15 protein-coding genes and 4 pseudogenes are annotated in these 21,545 nt (G+C 53.9%); 11 read left to right on the top strand and 8 right to left on the bottom strand.

Translation table 11 applies throughout. The annotated features are described in order from the left end of the window. Positions 1-50 precede the first annotated feature (50 nt). Together RBRH_RS21290 and RBRH_RS21285 are read right to left on the bottom strand one after the other, a co-directional pair. Positions 51-143, bottom strand: a pseudogene (locus RBRH_RS21290) (IS3 family transposase); the annotation flags it as partial. A gap of 290 nt (positions 144-433) precedes the next feature. Continuing rightward, positions 434-679, bottom strand: a pseudogene (locus RBRH_RS21285) (transposase); the annotation flags it as partial. A 576-nt stretch (positions 680-1,255) separates the two neighbouring features. Here RBRH_RS21285 and RBRH_RS07305 point away from each other — a divergent pair. From RBRH_RS07305 to RBRH_RS20915, 10 genes are all read left to right on the top strand, one after another. Next, a complete protein-coding gene (locus tag RBRH_RS07305; RefSeq protein ID WP_157864382.1) occupies positions 1,256-5,887 on the top strand; it encodes a Tc toxin subunit A in 4,632 nt (1,543 codons plus the stop codon). Positions 5,888-5,903: 16 nt separating this feature from the next. Continuing rightward, positions 5,904-6,146, top strand: coding sequence for a hypothetical protein (locus RBRH_RS07300; RefSeq protein WP_157864381.1), 243 nt, complete (start codon positions 5,904-5,906; stop codon positions 6,144-6,146). 12 nt (positions 6,147-6,158) lie between these two features. Continuing rightward, a complete protein-coding gene (locus RBRH_RS07295; RefSeq protein WP_013435472.1) occupies positions 6,159-8,105 on the top strand; it encodes a neuraminidase-like domain-containing protein in 1,947 nt (648 codons plus the stop codon). Between the two features lie 49 nt (positions 8,106-8,154). Next, complete coding sequence (locus tag RBRH_RS07290; RefSeq protein ID WP_013435471.1) at positions 8,155-10,773, top strand: Tc toxin subunit A-related protein; 2,619 nt, start codon at positions 8,155-8,157, stop codon at positions 10,771-10,773. Positions 10,774-10,794: 21 nt separating this feature from the next. After that, positions 10,795-12,564, top strand: coding sequence for a hypothetical protein (locus tag RBRH_RS07285; RefSeq protein WP_157864380.1), 1,770 nt, complete (start codon positions 10,795-10,797; stop codon positions 12,562-12,564). Between the two features lie 52 nt (positions 12,565-12,616). After that, positions 12,617-12,754, top strand: coding sequence for a hypothetical protein (locus RBRH_RS18850; protein WP_157864379.1), 138 nt, complete (start codon positions 12,617-12,619; stop codon positions 12,752-12,754). A gap of 29 nt (positions 12,755-12,783) precedes the next feature. Next, the gene (locus RBRH_RS07280; RefSeq protein WP_041753587.1) at positions 12,784-13,635 is read left to right on the top strand and encodes a hypothetical protein; all 852 of its coding nucleotides are present in this window, start codon (positions 12,784-12,786) and stop codon (positions 13,633-13,635) included. A gap of 231 nt (positions 13,636-13,866) precedes the next feature. Continuing rightward, the gene (locus RBRH_RS18840; RefSeq protein ID WP_013435468.1) at positions 13,867-14,598 is read left to right on the top strand and encodes a hypothetical protein; all 732 of its coding nucleotides are present in this window, start codon (positions 13,867-13,869) and stop codon (positions 14,596-14,598) included. Further along, positions 14,570-15,526 (top strand): glycoside hydrolase domain-containing protein, encoded by a 957-nt coding sequence (locus tag RBRH_RS17195; protein WP_157864377.1) that lies wholly within the window; start codon positions 14,570-14,572, stop codon positions 15,524-15,526. Before RBRH_RS18840 ends, RBRH_RS17195 begins: the two co-directional genes overlap by 29 nt. Then, positions 15,408-16,136, top strand: a complete 729-nt coding sequence (locus RBRH_RS20915) for a glycoside hydrolase domain-containing protein (RefSeq protein WP_162145551.1) — start codon at positions 15,408-15,410, stop codon at positions 16,134-16,136. The genes RBRH_RS17195 and RBRH_RS20915 overlap by 119 nt, the downstream gene beginning before the upstream one ends. Before the next feature lie 475 nt (positions 16,137-16,611). Here the strand turns inward: RBRH_RS20915 and RBRH_RS07270 are convergent, their stop codons facing one another. Then, positions 16,612-17,934, bottom strand: coding sequence for an IS5 family transposase (locus tag RBRH_RS07270; RefSeq protein WP_013435465.1), 1,323 nt, complete (start codon positions 17,932-17,934; stop codon positions 16,612-16,614). Between the two features lie 269 nt (positions 17,935-18,203). Here RBRH_RS07270 and RBRH_RS07260 point away from each other — a divergent pair. Beyond that, positions 18,204-19,688: pseudogene (locus tag RBRH_RS07260) on the top strand (IS5 family transposase). A 19-nt stretch (positions 19,689-19,707) separates the two neighbouring features. Here the strand turns inward: RBRH_RS07260 and RBRH_RS07255 are convergent. The 5 genes and pseudogenes from RBRH_RS07255 to RBRH_RS07240 form a co-directional block, all read right to left on the bottom strand. Beyond that, positions 19,708-20,127 (bottom strand): putative toxin-antitoxin system toxin component, PIN family, encoded by a 420-nt coding sequence (locus RBRH_RS07255; RefSeq protein WP_013435461.1) that lies wholly within the window; start codon positions 20,125-20,127, stop codon positions 19,708-19,710. Then, positions 20,127-20,366 carry a ribbon-helix-helix domain-containing protein gene (locus RBRH_RS07250; protein WP_041754297.1) on the bottom strand — a complete coding sequence of 80 codons (240 nt, stop codon included), beginning with the start codon at positions 20,364-20,366 and terminating at the stop codon, positions 20,127-20,129. Before RBRH_RS07250 ends, RBRH_RS07255 begins: the two co-directional genes overlap by 1 nt. A 208-nt stretch (positions 20,367-20,574) precedes the next feature. Continuing rightward, a pseudogene (locus RBRH_RS17185) lies at positions 20,575-20,763 on the bottom strand (IS66 family transposase); the annotation flags it as partial. A 96-nt stretch (positions 20,764-20,859) separates the two neighbouring features. Then, entirely contained in the window at positions 20,860-21,225 is a 366-nt protein-coding gene (locus RBRH_RS07245; protein ID WP_013435458.1) for a type II toxin-antitoxin system VapC family toxin, read from the bottom strand. Further along, positions 21,219-21,437 (bottom strand): ribbon-helix-helix protein, CopG family, encoded by a 219-nt coding sequence (locus tag RBRH_RS07240; protein ID WP_041754296.1) that lies wholly within the window; start codon positions 21,435-21,437, stop codon positions 21,219-21,221. The genes RBRH_RS07245 and RBRH_RS07240 overlap by 7 nt, the downstream gene beginning before the upstream one ends. Between the last annotated feature and the right edge of the window lie 108 nt (positions 21,438-21,545).

Here is a 21,545-nt window from a genome sequence, read left to right as displayed (position 1 = left end):
GTGCGAACTGAGCCCGGTACGCCACCGGGCTCAGCCTCCCCTTCCTACGGTATGGCCGCGGTGATGCGTCGATAGCCGTACCGCCCTTTGTGAATGTCAAACACCGAGCGGATCTTGGCCTTCAAGCTCGCGTACTTGTCGCCTTAGCTCAAGCACGATGCGCGTTTTCACTGCGGCGCTGCCTGCTTCTTCGCTTGAACTAAGGCGTCAAGTTTTTTAGGTAAGCGTTCTCCATGCGAAGGTGGTTCAACTCGTCTAGCAGGTCCTGGCGAGTGCGTACCTCGTCATCACGCAACTTAGCCTCAGGCTCGTTGATCAACTGCTTTGTCATTCTTATGTGGTACATCGACGAATACGCAGACAAGACGGCCACACCGCCTTCGTCATACGCGCGGTCCCAGTCGCCAATGATATTGAAGTTTCGGCTCCTGCGCTTCTGCTGTATCCCGTTGACGCCATGCACGTGGTAAAGCGCAGACCATCTGCGTAGCGATTCAACGTTCACGCCGTGACGTCGAGCCACGGCCTTCAGTCCGTGATGGCTGGTGCAGTAATCTTCGACGGCTGCCAACTGGCCTGCTCTGTATATTTGCCCAACTGGCTTGAAGGCCGTTAGCGTCGGCCGCGAACGGCAAGCGTCGATTTGTCCGGCGGAGCAAGCAAAAGTTGTTCGAAGCATGCCTTGCGCCGGGCACCTCAGTTGTTTGTCGGTTTAAATAAAGATAATTTGTTTGAGGTTTATACGATGACGTTCTATAGTGGTCGGAAGCCACATCGTTGAAGTTGCGCATGACAGCGCAGTACGATGCTTCAATATATTGTGGGTCAGCGGCTAAATGATGAAGTGATCGGTCAGCGAACGGGTGCCTAACGATAGTCGTTCCTGATAGATAAATTTGATGTCTGGAGGAACAAGATGAAGAAGTACCCCAGCCATAAACCGAATGGCGCCGTGTCTGTGCAACGCCTCTGCTTGCCCTGCCTATATTGTACTCTTCAACCGTCCTGCGTAACCTAAGGCGTTTGCACGCCTCTTTACCAGTGACATCTCACTGCACTTTGGGTAGTCCGCTCGTTTAAGCCATTTGTTTAAAGTGCCGCTGCGTTGGCAGTGCGTAGCATTGCTAAGCTAAAAATCTTTAATCTGTTGGTTGTGCTTATTAATTTATCCAGATATGGGTAGATGGACTCACGCGAATTCAAGATGGCCATCGTCTGCGAGAGTAGAAGCAAGGCCGACACAATGAGGAAGCGTATGGATTCAGAGTCTTCTGAGCAATTTGCGTCGCTAATGCAGCGCATAGGCGCTGCCGAGTCGTCAGTCGTGCGCTCGGTGATCGCGCAAGCCGGTTCGGTGATCACATTGGCACAACACCATCCTCGCGAATGGATGCGCCAATTTAATCAGCTGCACATTACCGAAGCGCGGCGGCTGCATAATCGAGCGCGCAGCGTGGCGGTGGCGGTGGCACGCCGCTTTCGCGAACAGGAGCTGCGTGGGCGGCGTGCGTTCGAGTTGCGTCATGGCCTGCATGCGCTCACGGCCGGTCCTCGCTATGACTGGTTGTTCCAACCAGACTTTGACGCGATGGCGCAGCCGAGCGCAATCGAGTCACGGACCTCGTCGGTCGCGTACCTGATGCAGCTATATCGAATTGCGCTAGCCTTGGAGGCAGACTCAGAGGACGATTTTAAGATCCGGCTCGCTCAGCGCCGACCGGACATTGCAAAAAAGGTGCTTGATACGGCTGCGATGAATCAGCCGTGCCGCACGCTTTCGATTGTCAACGATGTGCTCGCGCATGCGATTGACCAGTATTTGCCCGCGTCGTCGAGCGACGAAGATGACGCGCTCAATGATGCAGTGGATACGGCCTTGGCCGATTGCCGTTACCCGTGGCGTTTACCGTATGAGCATTGGCAGGAACAAATCAATGCAATTCTCGCGTTTGCAGAGCCGCCATTGACGCTGGGCGATGTCGCGCGGCACACGGACAACGACTATCCGTACTTCTACCGCAAAGGCGCGCATTCACCGCGCTCGGATGCGGCGATGCAGCAAAGCACTGGCCTGGGTGCTAACCGGCGTGCGCTGTTAATCGAGGCGCCATACTTTCCCGGTTTGGCTACGTCTGATACGGCGCGCTCGCACCGTTATGACCCGCATACGCTCGCGGTACGGGCCACCGCGCTTAGCGAGGACCAGACGACGTTTTTCAAGCGGCATTTTGGTGTTGATACGCTGCCTGAGCTACAGCGCACCGACGTTTTTTGTCTGCGCACGGATATGTCACGCCACGCCTTGGATGAGCTATTTGCACTGCAAACGCACGCGCCCACGGCCTCGCCGAATGTCAAACCCGATCCGGGGCCCGTCGATGCGTCGATGTTTGGCGCGGTGTTTGTCAACAGCGCTTCGCAACCGTCGATTGATATCGACAGTAAGGCCGATCTCGGGCAAGCGCGGCTGAGCGGCGATGGCAATCCCGAACTCGACGCGCAACCAGCGCATCGTCTCGTGAATTTAACCGAAGATCGGGCCGATCGGGCGAATCGATTGATTCGGCTCAGCCGCTGGCTGAACCTATCGTACGCTGACACGGATCGCTTGGTGAGCGCAGCGATTATTGCTGAGCAAGGCGAGGCCGTCGAGCGACCGTGGATGACGCCCAACACACTGCGCGCGTTGGGCGTGTTTCAGGACCTGCGACAGCGCTATGGTGTGAAGGCTGAGGACTTTGCCGCGTGGCTGCATCAGATTTCACCGTATGGGCAAGGCACGACACCGTCGCAGTTTGACCGCCTCTTCAATGCTCAGTCACTGTTTGCTCAGCCGCTGGTGCTCGATGACACGCCCTTCGATATTCGGCCAGCCGAGCACGACGAGCGGGGTAAGCAGACGGTGCAGCACATCTGTGCCGCATTGGGTCTGAATCAAGAAACGTTTCAATATTTAGCTCGCTTGGTTGCCGAAGCGAACACTGGCAGTACACCGCAGCAAGACAATCAACTACGGCTGACACGTTCGCTGGCCACGGTCTCGTCTTTTTATCGCATCACAAGCCTGGCGCGCACGCTAAAGCTGCATCCAATTGTGCTGACCGCGCTATTGGAAATACTCGGTGATGGGGGGCCATCGTTGGTGAATCAGATGGCGGGCCGGCCCGTAAACCTGACGTACCAAGTCTATGGTTCCGCGGATTTGCTCAGCACGTTAGTGGCCGTAGTCAATTGCGTCGAGTGGTGCCAAGGCAACAATATCGACGTTGTGTGGTTGATACAACATGTGCAGTCGCCAGTCACCCCCACGGTGGCCACCGATGCGGAAAAGAAACTAATCCAGGAGCTCAAAAGCCGACTCGAGCCGGTGCGCGTGACGCGCACTACGCTGCTCGAAGCAGGAATACCCGAGACGATCATAATTAACGGTATAGACTCCATCTCGCCAGATTGGCTATGTCTGTTGCACGATTTGATGGATGAGCAGGGCGTGATACGCGATGGCGTGTCGGCGTCAGACGACGCGTATGCGCTTAGTGCCCGCACAATCCTCACGCAGGTGATCGATGCACTGTATGCTAGCAAGCCCGACAACGCACGTGGCCATCATCGAGCTGCGCCGAGTGCGCCGGTGCCCAAGCACGACGATGCGGCGCCAGTGGAGGTGGAAAAGCAAAATCTAATCGAAACACTGTTAGCTGTGGTGTTGCGTGCACGGGCTGCCCAGCTGGCGGTGGTGCAAGAAAGTGTAGCGGGGTATTTGCAGCTGAGCGCGGAGCGCGTGTTGCCGATCATTGCATGGGCCGGTCAAAGTGCGTACGCACTGCTCGTGTGGTCGATGCAGGCTGCTGACAAGGCGGTCGATACGCTGCTGTCCACTGCTCGCCGGTTTACGCGTTCGCTTGTGGACGAGGACAACGAAACGCCCGAGGGCTATGACACGATGCTAGTGAAGCTGGCCGAATTGGGTCGGCTCGCGCGTATTGCGCAACAGTTTCAGCTGGATGCGGCGATGCTACAGGCGCACGCCCAAAGTTGGGGACGCGATTGGTTTGGCTTTGCCGCAGGCACGATTACGCTGCAGCACTTATATTATCTGAGCTTGTATGCGCGCGTGATCAAAGTGGCTCAGCACCCGCCAGAGAAGCTGCTGCACTATCTCAAACTGGTTAACGACCCGGAACTGTTTGCCCACGATGGTGTCAGTGCGCCGTCTGAAGATCAGTTGCGGCTGGTGCGCGATGGCGCAGCGGGTAAACTGGCTGAGTTGTTGGGCTGGAGTGCACGCGAGATTTTAACGGTCGCGCAGTCGATTAACGAGCAGGGCATCGTATTCAATCTAGTCGAGTTCGACAAGCTGCTGCGCTGCTACGCACTGTGCCGCACCACGGGGCTGAATGCGCAAGCGCTGCTTGATTTGGGCGCGCTCACGCTACATTCGCCTGATTCGGCGTATCGCAAGGCGGCGCAAAATGCGCTCAGTTGCTTAACCGCTGCGACAGTGGCCAGCGAACAGTCCGAGCGCGGACCTGTGGTGGAAGTGGGCCAGAGCGTGACCAGCACATGCACGGTGAGCCCCGAGCAGCTCATTGCCAATTATGACGCATCGGACAATATTGCCACCTTTACGCTGACCATCCGGGATTTGGCCGGCGAGCCGCTGCATGGCATTGTGGTGCGATGGAGTGTTGAAGACGCCGGTAGTTTGCACCAGACGCAGACACTGACGAACGAAGATGGCGTGACCACTGTTGAACTTTATCCAGGCGTCGTTATGGGAGTGGCCCGCGTGCGTGCGCGCATCGGGTTGGACCAAGTGATTGACATGCCGACGGTGTTGATCGACTGTGATGAAGTCAGTCTGAGATTTACTACTAAGCAACCCATACCGCCTGTTCAACCACCGCTGGCAGGTGAGCGTGAGAGCGTCGAGCTTTTTGTGCAACTCCAGGACCGGTATGACAATGCCGGCGTGGATCGTCTGGTTCAATGGACGACCACTGCGGGCCGACTGTTGCAGGCTGACACGCATACGGATCGGGATGGCTATGCGCGGGTCAAGCTGGTCAGTCAACAAGTGCAAGACTGCAATGTCTTGGCCTCCTATGGGACGAATTCAGGCAGAACTTTCCCGACGATTACCTTTGTAGACCGACCGTATTTAGATAGGTCGTATAACCTGCGTGTGATAACGAGCAATGTGGCTGGGGAAGCCATCACCGTGCAATGCCGTATGCTGAGCTTGTCCGGTGAGCCTGCGCCAGACCAAACTATCTGCTGGGAGCTTGCGACCACCGGTGAGTTGCGTGAGTCCTATACCGATGACAATGGTCTTGCGCAATTTACCTTTCAGCCAACTGAGGCCGGTAGTGTGACAGTGGGTGCGGCTTATATGGGGCCCAAACCAAAGCCGGGCAATAAGTCAAACGATCAGTCGCTCGAGATGTTGGAACAAGCTATCGAGGTGCTCGGCAATCCAACACTGGAGCGAATAACTGAGAGTAACGTGCGCACGGTTGTGGGTGGACAACCGCTCTTATTAAAAGTACGTGTGCAGGCCACGAGCGGATCGAACCAAATAGAGCCCGCCGCTCGCTATCCGGTGAGCTGGCAGATCGGCGAAGATGAGCCCAAGATCGTAAAGAGTGACGTATTGGGTGAAAGTATCCTACCCCTTCCACGCGACCACGCTAATTCATACACCGTGGTGGCTCGTTTGGCCAATGAACAAGAAGTTACGATTGACGTTGACATCTTTGCGCAGCCTAGATGGGAATTGATACTGAATGACCAACCCCTCACCGATGCGTCATCGCCTATCACGTTCCGGCATGGACAAGCCTACAAGTTGCAGGTGAAGCCGGGCGTCAAACCAAGCTTGGCTTAAAGACCAAGAGGTCACGTTGACGTGGGGCGGTCCCAACGTGATGGGGCTAGGGCTAAGCGCGACACCGCCGTTTTTGCAAGTTGAGCCACTGAACGACCTCGAGCAGGGGATAGGTTGGGAGATTGACTGTCGCGGGCGTGAGCGTGCGCAGTTCGCGTTAGGTATCCGTCTGGTCGGACTTGGTCATGTGCAGTGGCTCAAAGTCAACCTCCTGGAGTCGGCCAGCGGTGCCCAAATGAGAAAACGGCCACACGCATAAGGAACCACGACGATGAACGCCGATCACCCAATCTTGTCACAGCTTGACGAAACCCGCCGCGATGCGCTGGTGCAGTTTTATCTGGGGCAGATTGCCCCTGAGCAAGGTATTGCGGCCGGTCAACTTACCACACCGGAAGATCTGTATCAGTATCTGCTGCTGGACAATCAAGTCAGCGCAAAGGTCACCACCTCTTGGGTGGCTGAGGCGATTGCCAGTCTTCAGCAGTATATCCATGGCATCTACAATGGCATGGAGCCGGGCCATGCAACACAAGCCTATGAGCGTGACGACATTGACTATTGGCGCCACTGGCAGGCGCTGTATTCAGTCTGGGGTGCCAATCAGCTGCTGCAGTCGTATCCGGAAAACTATATTGATCCGACACTGCGCATTAAGAAGACGCAAATTTTTAAAGAGTTTGAATCGTCTATTGCGCAAGCGCGTATCAACAGCGATCGGGTGCGCGACGCGGCGCTCGACTACTTGAGGCGCTTTGAGCAAGTGAGCAACCTCAAAGTGCTCAGTGGCTACATCGATGGGCCCAGTCATCGTGATGCCGATTACTATTTTATCGGACAGGAAAAGACCGCGCCGCACCGCTACTATTGGCGCAAGGCGCGGGTGCAGCTTGAACCCGCCAACACGCGGCTCAATCCCACCGCGTGGGATGAATGGCAACTGATTGACGTTGCGTTTAGCGATAATGTCTCGCTGATTCGCCCAGTGTGCACCGGCGGCCGACTGTTCGTTGTGTGGGTCGAGCAGCATCCGAAAGTAGAAACGATGAGCGATGACGGGACGATTAACGAGTACAACTATGACCTCAAGCTCGCGTACCTGAACCTGAATGGTCAGTGGTCGGCGCCAATGACAGTGGGTACAAGGGACGCTGAGAAAGACGACCAGCCGCCGTTTAAGTTGCTCGCAATTGCGTTCGAAAGTCTCTCTAAACAAGACACCACATTAGCGGTAGCTTTAACAAAAGATAAGGAAGACGAAAACGCGATTACGCGTGCATGGAATGCCGTGTTTGATCCTATTGATTTAGGAAAAAATGAAGCTGTACTTAAGGGTTTGGCATCAGAACGGTTTTCCAATCCGCAAACGTTGCAAAGCCGGTTCGTCAGTTGGGAGACCGTTTTTGAGGGGATTGAGTTTGAGGTCGAGTCTGTCCGATGGAATAAAAATCCCGATGATACGTATGACAATAGTTGGGCACCACATACGCCAAATGGCGGCATCAACCCAATGCTTGATTTGGAAGTGGAATGCGTCACCAAAAAAGAAGACATTCTCTCTTTAGAAGGTAATATCCAGTACGAAGTTGACTTCAATATCCGCGGCAAATGCCATGCAATACGGGAAAACCGGCGCATTGAAACTCTGTTAGTGCAGTATACACTGCTAGATAAAGCATCATGGGATGATTTATGGTTGACGCTCAAGCTGGAGGTTCGGCCAAACAATAGTAATCGGTCTGGACCCAGTCAGGCAACATTCTCCATTACTCAAAATTTTTTCAATTTTGTTGCGGAAGTCGAGTTGTTTTATGAGCAAAGCTTAATTACGAAGTTAAGGGCCGAGCGAAATAGTACAACAACAATAACTTTTGGCCTGTCAGATGAAATTGAAAACCATATTTTGAAGATGTCATTTAATGATGTGCGAGATGGCGCAGGATTTTCATTTAAAATTAATGAAAAAAATAAAAAATATAACTTTCAATCAATTTATAATCGGCTGGTTACATATCGACACAGCTTTTATGCTGTGCCTTTTGGTGTCTGGCAGCGCAAAGGAGATCATTTTCAAGAACAAGAAGAGCTCACTGTTAAACGTGATCCATTGACACTAAACGGTGGCGCTGTGACGGGCATGGTCACTACGACTAGAAGCGAGAATGCCAATTGGCCTTACAAGCATGCATTTGTCTTTGGCGTGAGCAAAGAACGATGATTCTTCGTATGGCTATAATTGGTTTGATGTCACCGTTCGAGAAAAACCCTTGAACCGCCCCGCAATCGTAGAGTGCAATGGCGGGCAGTTTTTGGATCTTACCTGTGATCAAAATTTAAACGTCAAGTACGTACGGCTCAATACACTGTTTGCGGGGCAGTTGATTCAGCGCGCTTCGTTTTCATTGGCGCGGTTGCTGCACTGGGATACGCAGCATATCGAAGAGCCAGGCACGCCGGACGCGCCTGAAACGCCGGTGCTGATGGATTTTGATGGTGCCAATGGCCGCTATTTCTGGGAGCTCTTTTTCCATATGCCCCATTTAGTGGCACACCAACTCACAAACGAGTTGAACTACGCGGACGCACAAGATTGGTTGCATTATCTATTCAATCCGAGCGCATTGGTGATTCCGGCTGAACGCGACACGCCCAGTTATTGGCAGGTGCGGCCCCTGATTGGACAAGGTGATGACGCATATGAAGTGGACGGGCCGACCGACCCAGATGCCATTGCGTACTCGCGTCCCGAGCACTACTGTAAAAAGGTCTATCTTGATTATGTGCACAATTTGATTGCATGGGCCGACTCGCTCTATCGGCGCTTGACACGCGATAGCCTGACCGAAGCCAAATTGTTGTATGTGCGGGCCTTGTCGTTGATGGGCAATGCACCATCGTTTCGCGGCGTGAGCCGCTGGACGCCGGCTAGCCTAGAGGCGCTTAACCAATCCGATGTGACGGCACTCACCGCGTTCGAAGCGACGCTCGATGACGCGACACTCAGCAATCTTCCGGCCCAACCCGGCGGGCCAGTGATGCTTGATTTACTCGATGTGCCGGACTTTCGCCTGCCGCTCAATCAACAGTTGCTCGACGTGTGGGATACGCTGGCCTCCCGGCTTCACAACCTGCGCCATAATCTGACGCTTGATGGCAAGCCGATGAGCTTGCCGCTGTTTGACGCGCTAGCCAATCCACGCGATTTGCTGCGCGCACAAGCGGCCGGGGCCGGCCCAGGCCAGCGTAATCCAGGCGCGCACCTGGTGATTCCACCGTACCGGTTTATTGCGATTTTGCCGCGGGCGCAGAACGCGGTAGAAACACTGTGTCGTTTTGGCGATCAGGTTCGCCAGTATATGGAGGCGGGAGATCGCTGCGCGCAAGAAGAACTACAACAGCGTCATGTGATTGAGCTAGCCGATTTTGCTGAACAGTTGCAGCAGCAATATGTCGAGCAGGCGCAAGCAACTGAAGCGGCGTTACATGCCAACAAAGCCAGCATCGCATTACGTTACGACTATTACCGTGAGCAAGTGGAGCGTGATGTGTCGGCTGAGGAGATCGCTGCGCTAGCGGCCAACAACCGGAGCCAGGAACTGCAGGCTGGTGTGAGTGCGTTATCGATGGCCGGTGCAGTCGCGTCAACGGCGCCTAACGTCTTTGGTTTGGCCAATGGTGGCATGGACTTTGGCGCGCCGCTTCAAGCCGCTGCGCATGGCCTGGCGACTGAGTCAGCCATGGCACAAATCATGGCTATGAATCTTGAGGCGTCGGATCGCTATCGCCGCCGTCGCGAGGAATGGGAACACCAGCGGGATCTGGCGCAAAAAGAGATGGAGGCAATCGATGCGCAGATCGCGGCACAAGTAGTGCAGATTCAAGCGGCTCAAACCGCGCTGAAGCAGCAACGTCGCGCCAAGACGCAAGCGCAGGAGCTGTACACGTTCTTGAGCCAAACCCGCGGCAGCAAGGTCTCGCTCTATCGCTGGCTGCAAGGGCAGATGGCAACATTGTACTTTCAAGCCTATGACGCAGTCACTGCCCTGTGTCTGTCGGCGCAGGCGTGTTGGCAATACGAGGTTGGCGATTATGATACGCAGTTTATTCAGCCCGATGTGTGGTTCGATAACTATCATGGTCTCGGCGCGGGTGAAGCGCTTAAGCTTGCGCTACTGAAAATGGAGTCGGCTTTTGTGCATCGCAATGAGCGACGGCTGGAGCTGATCAAAACCGTGTCGCTGCGCCAGCTGTTTGAGGCACAGGCGGCAATAAAGAAAACGGCTTGGTCTGGCGTGATTGAGCAGTTGAAAAAAGACGGTCAACTGCCGTTTGAGTTGACAGCACGCATGCTAGATGAAGACTACCCGGGCCTGTATCTGCGCCAGCTGCTGCGCGTGTCGGTCACGCTCCCGGCGGTCATTGGCCCGTACCAAAACATTCGCGCGCGACTGCTGCAAACGTCCAGCCAAACAGTGATCAAACCTTCTTTTGCGGCAGTTTGCTACACCCATAATCCCAACGATGATCGGGCAGATACCACCGATATTCGTTTCAACTTGCGTCCAACTGGGCAGATTGCGCTATCTACCGGCTTAGACGATAGCGGGGTGGTGCAGATGAGTTTTGATGATGGGCGCTATTTCCCGTTTGAAGGCACCGGTGCAGTCTCGTCATGGCTGCTGGAGTTTCCGCGGCACGGCCAAGACGATCAGCAGGCATTGTTCGAAGCGATGACCGATATTGTGATTCAGTTTCAGTACACTGCCGTCGACGGGGGGCGTCAATTGGCGCAAGACGTCGAGGAACTGCTTAATGCGGCATCCGAATCGTCAGCGAATCCGAGCCCACTTACGCATCTTGGCGCGACTTCCTACGCGCGAGTTTGACTCTTTGAAGAGGATTTGATCATGACAACTCCACGCAAGACTGGCCGCAACTTACTGAAAAATGGAACCTTTGAAAAAAATTTTCTTGACCCTGACAATGGCTGGAATGTGGCCACTCCCGATGCACCGGGAGTGGCACAAGAGAAAGATTTTGGCACTGGCCTAAATTATCTGTATTTAGAAAGGGGCATTGTCCAGCAGCGGTTTGCGCTGCCGGTCAATCCACGCAAGCTGGACGCGACTAACTATGGGTATCAGCTGTCGTTTCAGTATCAGCCGACTCGTTTCCAAGGGGGCAAGGAGCCGTACGCTGAATTGCGCGCCTGGCCCAGTGAAAAGAAAGACTGCGTGAAACTACCAACGGCTGGCTCGGACAATCGCCTGGCCGCTGATGACTATACACAGTGGCTTTCACGCGAGGTATTTTTTAAGTCGTACGAGGACGGCGACAGAGAATTCGAAGTGCGCTTGGCGTCCGGGCGCAACCCTGAAGTGAGTTTAAGCGATCCTGAGCATGAGCCACCCGAAGCGACGCACCTGGCCGTCGAATGGCCGTTCAGAGAGGGCGAGTTGCATGTGGCAGGAAGTAGCACCGATGCCTCGGTGCACCCGGGGGTGGCGGTGCAGCTCCATCTACCACCGTTGAAGTTGCAGGACGGCAAAGTGCGCATTCATTTTGAAGGTAACAGTAACACGCATATCGCACCGCTGCTGCCCGATGGCCGGGTACCAATTTGCCGTGGTGCGACACATATGATGACGCTGCTGCCCGAAGAAGACAATGGTTGGGCCGAGGACGGTCTTTATCCAGGCACTGATGTTTATGGTGAATTGGACAATCCCGACGAAGCTGAGCGGCTGAAGGTCATGCTCAGCGCCACTGAGTCAAATCCCGAAGATCCCGAAGACGATGCGCAGCACGTCACCGCACCGTGGCGCATCGAGTGTGGTAATGCCGCCAGCGGCGAGCTTGATATCGCCATTGACAGTGTTTATCATGCGGACCGTTTTATATTGCCGTGTTCGGTTGGGCATTATCAATTAGCAATTAGCGAGCATCCAGAACCGCTACACTGGCCGGTTATTCCATCGAACGAACCGGTGCAGCTGGCAGTGCGAGTATGCAATAGCGTGGCGAAAGTGCCTGCCGACAACGTGGTGGTGCAATGGAAGACGCCGAAGAGAACAGAATCGTGTACTACCGACGAAGAGGGTTGGGCCTATTTTACCTATCATCCAACGGAAGATAAAACGTCTGTCGAGGCGAGTGTCGATGCCCCGTATAACATTGAGCCGGATCAGTATACGTTCACTGTACGCGCGATCCCGACGTCGCCGTGGGAGCAATTTGATATCACGCTCGATGATCAACCGGTTACGGAGGCAGCTGAGCCGAGTCAGCTTCGTTGGGGCAAAACACACACGCTGCGCATTTGTCCTAGCGAGGACTGCGTGCTCGTCGGAGAGACTGTTGAACTGAAGTTGCGGAACGCGGGTGCGTCGGGGGTCAGTTTTTCGCCAGCGCTGGACTGGTGTGGGCCCCTGCCAGATACAGGACTAACTTGGCACATCAGTTGTGAAGAAAACGCCGCTGGTGTCGTCGACCTAGCCTTGACATGCGAGCGTATGCCAGCGCATGCAGTTGAGTTCTCCTCAAGCGTGGAGGCGTTTGGTATTAGCACGCTTCAAGTTGCGTCCCGAGAAGAACAGGCTGAGGGCAGTGACCCGTTTAATTTGGGTTACGTCAGAGACAATAAATTGTTTTATATCAGAGAGAAACAAAGGATTTAAGTAGCGCTAATTTGAACTTGTTGTGTCTTTTAACCTTTGAAAGGAGCCTCTCATGTCCCGTCTGTCTAAACAAGAGCCCTACCGTGAACTGAACGAAACAAGTCCGTCCACTGCGCCTAGCACGACTGATGAGCTAAAACAGGCGTTTGATACGCACAAAATTCCAGTAGCGGATGATTTGCCACATTGATCAACCGAGCCAATGCAGGATGGAAAGCAGTGGGCAGCCCTAAGGACGAAGATATCGGGAAGCCCGGAATGGGATTGGAATGCAATGAAACTAGTGGCTTGCTGGCCGTAAAGTTGGCAGATGACTCAGGACTATCATCCAATGAGGGATTGAAGGTTGGCGAGGGCAACGGTGTAGAGGTCTCGGGTGACAAGGTGTCGGTCAAAGAAGGCAAGGGCATTGAGGTGTTGAGCACTGGTGTGGCCGTAAAGTTGGCAGAGGACTCAGGATTATCATCCAATGAGGGATTGAAGGTTGGCGAGGGCAACGGTGTAGAGGTCTCGGGTGACAAGGTGTCGGTCAAAGAAGGCAAGGGCATTGAGGTGTTGAGCACTGGTGTGGCCGTAAAGTTGGCAGAGGACTCAGGATTATCATCCAATGAGGGATTGAAGGTTGGCGAGGGCAACGGTGTAGAGGTCTCGGGTGACAAGGTGTCGGTCAAAGAAGGCAAGGGCATTGAGGTGTTGAGCACTGGTGTGGCCGTAAAGTTGGCAGAGGACTCAGGATTATCATCCAATGAGGGATTGAAGGTTGGCGAGGGCAACGGTGTAGAGGTCTCGGGTGACAAGGTGTCAGTCAAAGAAGGCAAGGGCATTGAGGTGTTGAGCACTGGTGTGGCCGTAAAGTTGGCAGAGGACTCAGGATTATCATCCAATGAGGGATTGAAGGTTGGTAAGGGTAATGGTATTACGGTCAGCGGCGATGCGGTTCATGCTGATATGGATTATATTATAAATAATATAGGAAGTAACGAATTTTGTAAAAGGCATGATTATACCATTTTTCGGAACGGAAATTCCAGACGGTTGGTCCATATGCGATGGGTCGAATGGAACACCTGATCTACTCGGGAGCCAACCTTGGGGAGTGCGGCCGGAGAATGTAAGGCCTGAAAAGACTCATAGATGGTGCTTTACTATGGGTGAAAATATGGGGCACGATATTGCTTATACGATGTTGTTGTATATTATGTACACCGGATAATTACTTATATATTGATTTTAATTTATAATTTGAATTATAGGAAATACATATTATATTGCTGGTTGATTAAATTGAATTAAGGGTGAAAAATGAATTTTTTTTATCTGTGTGGCGCTGCTTTTTTGACATTTAATATGGTTGGTAGCGTGTTGGCATCTACTTCGGACTTGCTGCCAAAAGAAATACCGCTAACTCAATATGTCGATCCAATGATCGGAACGGATCGAACACCTCCGTTCGATTCTGGGTCTCAGGAAGATTCACTTGGCGGCTTTACCACACCCGCAGTACAACTTCCGTTTGGAATGGTGCAATGGGGACCGGATACGCCAGGCGTGCCTGGCAAATGGAGTCCACCAGGCTATCATTATAGCCAAAATCGTATCACTGGCTTCAGTATGACTCACGTCAGCGGGGTGGGATGCGATGCTGGCGGAGCTTTTCCAATTTTTCCAGCTACGGAGGAAGGTCAACTCGGTGGATCATCTTTTAGTCACGAAAATGAAACAGCCAAGCCAGGATATTATAAAGTTTTATTGGATAATGGTGTAAATGTTGAATTAACTGCGACATTGCGCACTGGTGCAACGCGCTTGACCTATCCTGCTGGCAAACCTGCAATACTTAAAATAATAGGAAAAACTAACAGAGGGGTGGGTAATATTACTACCGTCGAAGGTGATGAAAAGGCGTTATCGGGCTGGACGATGGGAGGTGATTTTTGCAATAATAGACAATATTATAAATTATATTTTTATGCTAGATTGGATCAGCCATTCACGAGCAAGATTGATGGCAACACTGCAGACTCTAACGTTTAACCCCTCTAGCAAAAAAGCATCGGATTTGGTCGTTGGTATGAAAGTTGGGTTGTCGTATGTCAGCGTCGATAATGCCAAGCTAAACCTCGAGTCTGAAAGTGTGGCAAGCTTCGACGCCATCCGTGCACAGGCGGATGCCAGCTGGAACCAATATTTGAATGCTATTCAGGTCAGCGGCGGTAGTGATGAAGATACGAAAAAGTTTTATACAGGACTTTATCATGCTTTTACCGGACCAGCCGTGTTTAGTGATGTAAATGGAGATTACTTAGGGTTTGACGATGAAATACATAAAACAGAAGCTGGGCGTGTTCATTACACCAATTTCTCTAATTGGGACATATACCGTTCTCTGATACCGCTGCTGTCGATTCTGTCGCCACGCGAGCTCAGTGATATGATGACCTCACTTATTGCCGACGCGCAGCAGTGTGGGGGTATTTTTCCGCAGTGGGTTGAAGGTAATACAACAAGCAATGTGATGGCGGGTGATTCGGCATCTATTGTTGTTGCACAAAGCTATTTCTATGGTGCAAATCAATTTGATCTTCGCAGAGCGCTTGGTATCATGTTCAATACTGCGCTTGGCGAATGCCAAAAATGTAAAAACGTAACTATTTTACCCGGTCTAGACGACTACTGTACGCTCGGCTATTTGCCTGCAGACCGGACGTATTATGAWTTTTTTAATAGAAATGGCAATACGTCGACCACAGTGGAATACGCGAACACAGATTTTGCTATTTCTCAGTTTGCACTCGCATTAGGCAATGCTGAAATGGCAAAAAATTGCTGTTGCGCTCTGGAAATTGAAGACCATTTTTATCGAACTGGATGCAGTTCCAGGTCAACCTTATCCGCAGCTTCAGCCGCGCAATGCAGACGGTCGCTGGACGGCTTACACTCCTGGTCCTCACGGCTACGTTGAAGGTAACGCAGAGCAATATACATGGATGGTGCCTTATGATATTCAAGGCTTGTTTGAAAAACTGGGAGGAGAAGACCAAGCAATTAATCGACTTGATTCGTTTTTTACCTACATTAATGCTGGTTCGGACGACCTTCACATGTGGATTGGCAACGAACCTTCTTTCGCGACACCATGGCTATATAATTGGACTGCTCAGCCATTCAAGACTCAGCAAGTGGTGCGTCGGATCGTCAACACCCAGTTTACTACGCGACCGTCGGGATTGCCCGGTAATGATGATGTCGGTGCACTGTCAGGTTGGTTGGTTTGGGGGGCGCTGGGATTATATCCGGCCATTCCAGCCGTCCCAGGTTTGACGATCGCGTCACCGCTCTTTCCTAAAACCGTGGTAAAAATGGGTAATGGCAAGGTACTCACCATCAATGCGGCGAATGCATCGTCCACGTATATTCAGAGTGTTAAATTGAACGGTTATCCCTATGACAGTAGTTGGCTACCGTTTAACGCGATACGCGATGGTGCAACGCTAGATATCACATTAGGTGATAAACCTTCGACTTGGGGGACACAGTCTAACGCACGGCCACCTTCGTTTCCAGCTCGCTGATCGCCAGCGGATTCCGATTTAAATGATACAAAGCTGTGGGTGGCAGGGCTGGCAGCCATGTACCGCCCACACCGGATAGCGGCTGGCATGGGCCTGCTCTGCCGGCCGCAGGCAGATAAGACTAACAGAAGGCGATGGCGCAGCCTTAGGCGATAGGCTAAAAGGCTAGCAAAGGCACACCGTGTTTACGATTGCCCAGCTGCGTTTATTGGTTAAGGCTAAGCATATTGAATGCCGAACGCTGCTGCGTGAATGTAGCCAGTTGTTTCGTCAATGGGCTTGAGCCGAGCTTGAGCATTTGAGCTGGCTGGTGCCTGTTCTCGTGGGCTGGTTGGACTGGCCCGTCGTTGCATGCAGCATGGGCTGCATACCGCTAACGTTGACTAGAGATGGAGAGTCGATATAACCCAATGATTCCGTTATGCTAAATATAAATAGTTGGGCCTGAACAATTCGTTTTAGCTCGCAGATGAAGTCATGCAGCCGAGGGCGCAGCGGTTTTGAAGCTGAGCAAAGCGAGGAGAATCAGGGCGTAAAAAAGCCGCAGCTTGCGCAGGATCATGCGCAGGTTGTGGCCGGCGCCGCACAGCACCGCGTGGATGGCATCGCCCAGCGCACCCTTGAGCCAGTTTCGATCGAGCTTGCCGTCTGACTTCATGTGTCCGATGGCCGGCTCGATCGCGCTGCGCCGCCGGATCATTGCGCGCAAGCCGCGTGTGATGCCACGACGCAAACCCGGGTGATAGATTTTCACCTCATCGATGGCTACACCCTTGTAGCCACGGTCCACGATGGCGATCTGCGGCTGCACCTCGCTCAGGATCGCTGCTTGTTCCAACGCTTCAACCAACGTGTGCCCGTCGTACGGATTGCCCGGCATCGAACGAGCGCCGACTACCAGACCTTCCTTGTGCGTGGTCGTGATCGACACCTTCACGCCAAATTCATACGGTTTGTGTACTTTACCCTTGGCCAGACATTCTACTTCCGGCGCATGCAGCGCATACAGCTTATTTTTGTCCTTCTGCTTCTGCGTGAGAATCCGCTTCGTGCGGCTGATCAGCTCTTCCAACGCCGCGCGAGTTTGCCCAGCGACACCATTGAGTTGCCGCTCCAGATCGCGCATCACGCGCCCCACTCGAGAACGCAAAGTGCGCAGCGCTTTGTTCATCCGCTTGTACTGCTTCGCATGCGCATAGCGGCCTACCTGACTTGCCAGGCGCGGAGCCTCGCGATTGGTGTTTTGCCGCAGCTTCAGCCCGTGCCAGGCGGCCGCCTTGACTAGATGTTCTCGGCAACGCTCGAGCAGGCGCGAATCGGTGGGATGCGCAATCGCCTTTTCCATCACTGTCGTATCGACGATCACCCGCTTCAGGCTCGAAGTCTTGATGACGTTCGCGCGTTTGGCCGCTTCGATTGTCTCAGCCAACAGTTCTTCAACGCCGGCTTCGCCTAGCCGCTTGCGCCAGCGCGTCAGGCTCGACGCATCGATCGGCGGTTTGGTCTGCAAGTACGTCTCGCCGGTGAACACCTGCCAATACGGGTTCTCGAGCCATTGCCAGACCACATCCTCGTCCGACAAGTCGAAGGCGTGCTGCAAATACAGCAACCCCGCGATCAAACGCGGCGACGTTGCCGGCCGGCCGCGCTGCGACACGAAGCTCGCGCTCATCGCCGCGCTCAATCGGTCCCAGTCAATTAGATCGGCCAGACGAACCAACGGATGCTTCAAGTTGATCTGCTCGCGCAGCGGTTGGCGAAACAAATCTCCCTCTGGCACCGGCGTCTTCGGACCCATCCGAACCTCGTCGAAATTTGCAGGAATCTCGCATTAATATGCCTGCCTCTTGCAATTCCCACAACACCATTCTGGCCTCAGAGCCTTACTGCACCAACGTCTGCGGTTTATTCAGAACCGACTAAATAGGAATATTTTATTTACTTAGTCGGCCCTGAAAAAAGTTTGAGATGCTGTTGCGGTCAGGCGCAGAAATCAATCGAGGGGTTGCGCAACTCCCAGAAAGATAATCCAATAGGGGAAATTTCTGGGAGTTTTAAACACTGCCGATGAGCACGAGCCAGACAAGTTCTTGTGGGACACCAGATTTTTTTCGTAGCCGCCTGGACGCGATGATTGATCTGCGGCACCCGCTTGTGGTGCTGGCCACGCGTATGCCATGGAGCACGATTGAAGCGACGCTCGTCCCGCTGTTTGAGCGGCGCACGCGCGAAGGTCAAAGCAGCACAGTGCCCGATCTGTTCGGGATGGCGCCGAAGCTGGCTGGCGCCGGTGTAAGCGTAGCCGGTCGTCCTCGACTGTCAATCCGATTGATGGTGGGGCTGCTCTATCTGAAGCATGCCTACAACGAAAGTGATGAGTCGGTATGCGAGCGCTGGGCACAGGATGTGTAATTTCAGTTCTTCTGCGGTGAGCAGTACTTTCAGCCACGCCTGCCATGTGATCCGACCAATTTAGTGCGTTTTCGGCAAGCCTTGGGTGAAGCCGGCATCGAAGAATGGCTGGCCGCGACCATGACCGCTGCCGCACAAATGAAGGTGCTCAAGCCAGTCGAATGTGAGAGCGTGATCGTGGATACTACCGTCCAAGAGAAAGCGATTGCTTATCCGACTGACAGCCGGCTGCTGGAGGTAGCGCGTAGCAAGCTGGTGCGCTTGGCACAGCACGCGGGCTTGGCGCTCAAGCAAACCTACGAGCGCGAAGGCAAACGACTACGCCGACGTGCCGGTGGCTACGCGCATGCCAAGCAGTTTAAGCGTCTGCACCGCGTGCTCAAGCGTCAGCGTACCGTGTTGGGCCGAGTGCTGCGCGAGATCGAGCGCAAGCTGGGCGAGATCTCGCACGAGCGACAAGTGCCATTGCACATGTGGCTGCAACAAGCCTGGCGCATTTGCCGACAGCGCCCCAAGGACAAAGACAAACTGTACGCACTACACGCGCCGGAAGTGGCATGCATCGGTAAAGGCAAGGCCCGCCAACCGTACGAGTTCGGCGTCAAGGTGAGCCTGGCTATCACGCACAAACAAGGGCTCATTGTCGGGACGCGAGCGTTCGCTGGCAATCCCTACGACGGCCACATTTTGGCCCAACAGCTCGAACAAACCTCGATCCTGCTACAGGATCTGGCCGGTGCCCCACGTGTCAAGACTGTGCTGACCGATCTGGGCTTTCGTGGTGTGGATGCTCAGGTTGCGCCCGTACAGTGGATGCATCGCGGAAAACTCAACAGGCTGAACCCGGCACAACAGCGTCGTTTGAAGCGGCGTCAAGCCATCGAGCCGATCATCGGGCATCTCAAACAGGATCATGGAATGCGGCGCTGCTGGCTCAAAGGCGTCACGGGTGATGCGGTACATGCCGTGCTGTGCTCGACAGGCTATAACCTGCGCTGGCTGCTGCGCGCCATTACCCGATTGGGCATCAAGCCCGCCTTTTTTGTGCTTGGGTGGCTGCGCTCGCTTTGGCGCTGCGCCACGACCTGTTCTGTTTCACTTCCCTTGCACGAATCTTGTCATCTAAATTTTGAATTTTGAAGGTCCGACTAGAGTAATGTCACAGCGTCTCGGCGCAGAAGGCCGCCGGCGTGATGATGCGCGCACGACTGATACTGCTGCGTTGCAATAGCCCGGCGCGATAGTCGCCGGTCACCAGATAGTCGGCCTCGCCGGCCAAGGACATCGCCAACAGCAACGCATCGTTCGGATCGTTGACCTCGATGCCATCCGGCAGAGGCGGCAGCGCATCTAGCATGATCGAGCGCCGCATGTTGTTGACCATCGTGCCGACGCGGTGCGGCTGGAGCACATCCTTGGACTTCGCGTAGCGGCTCGCGCGGCGCAGTTCGTCGATTTGCGCGGCCGATGTCACCAGGTCGAAACGATCCTTCTGCCATGCACGATAGATGGTGTCCGGCAAGCCGTGCGGCGAGAGCAGCGCACTGAGCAACATGTTGGTATCGAGGACGACCCGCATCAGTGCTCACGCGCCCATTGCACGGCTTCGTTCACGATAGCCGTCAAATCAGCCTCGCTCACGTTGGCGTTCGCCGCCTTAGCCTGTTCAACGGCGCGCTCGAAGATATAGGTGCGTACCGCCTCCTCGATGAAACGCGATAGATCGCCCTTGCGATCGCCGCCTTGCGATGCAAGGAACATGCGGACGGACTGATCCGTGTCGGATGACACGGCAATATTCCAGCGCACAGTGCTCATAATGCCCTCCATTTGGGTGCTTACACGCATAGGTGTTTATGTGCCATATTTGCCGCGCTTGCAATGGTTCGATAAAACGATCGTTTCTATGGACTACGGCGGAGCAATCGGTACGACGTGTCCATAGGTCAACAAGCCTACGGATGAAAATCGGCTATGTGCGCGTTTCCACGTGCGAACAAAACCCGGTCCTTGCAGGTGGCTCGACGTAAGCATCGGCCTGCACAATGCCCTCGAATCCGGCCAGATGGGTCTGGGGATGGATACCTTTGCGCTCGGGCGAATAGGCAAACCACACCGCAGCCGGCTGCGCCGAGCCTGAACGGCTGTCGTCGCGCACGTACACCCAGAGCCGTGCGCTCTTCGTCTTCTGTCTGGCGACAATTACTTTTGCCGGCGGCCCGCGTTCGCGCAGTCGTGCGACCAGACGACGAAAAAACGCTTACGTTGTTCGGCCCTCAGCACGCACGATTTTGTAAGCCATTGCGCTTTCCTAAATTTTGTACGGGACGCGCATGCCTGGTTCGTCCGCAGGGAAATCTTTCGTATTGCGTGAGACAAGCAGCAGCGAGTGCACCTGTGCCGTCGCCCATGCAATGGCATCCGGCAACCGAATCCGCTTGGTTTTTCGAATCTCCACTGCCCGGTTCGCGATCGCATTATCGAGGGCGACTACATCGAATGAACTGAGCCATGCTCGAATCGCAGATTCTTCCTCTGTGGAGGCACTAACAAGGATCTCCATCCAGGTAATCGTGCTGATCGCACGATATTCATAGCGCTCCAGCTCCTTCCTCGCAGCGTTGATTCCGCTTAGATAGTCGATCAGGATGTTCGTGTCAAAAAGCGCCTTTACCATTCGGAGCGGAGCTCCTGCTGGTAGGCAAGGCCGTCGACTTTCTTGCTCTTCCACAACCCGAGGACGTCTGCCCCGAGTGTGCGCTTGCGCTGGGAGATATACGCCTCGATTGCGTCACGAATGATGGCAGCGCGTGGACGATGTTCGGTCTCCACGATAACCGCCAACTCCTCAATCCGCGAATCCGGTAATTCAACGAGGATACGACTCATAACGGCTCCTTTAAATATATATATCATGAGGGGGCGTAGTACAAGATTCGTATCGCGCCTTGCGCTGGCAGCGTTCTCGTAAGTCGTGCCTAGCGGATATAGGCCTTG

Source organism: Mycetohabitans rhizoxinica HKI 454 (assembly GCF_000198775.1).
GTDB lineage: Bacteria > Pseudomonadota > Gammaproteobacteria > Burkholderiales > Burkholderiaceae > Mycetohabitans > Mycetohabitans rhizoxinica.
The sequence above is the reverse complement of the archived record's forward strand: the minus strand, read 5'-3'. Positions and strand labels throughout refer to the sequence as shown.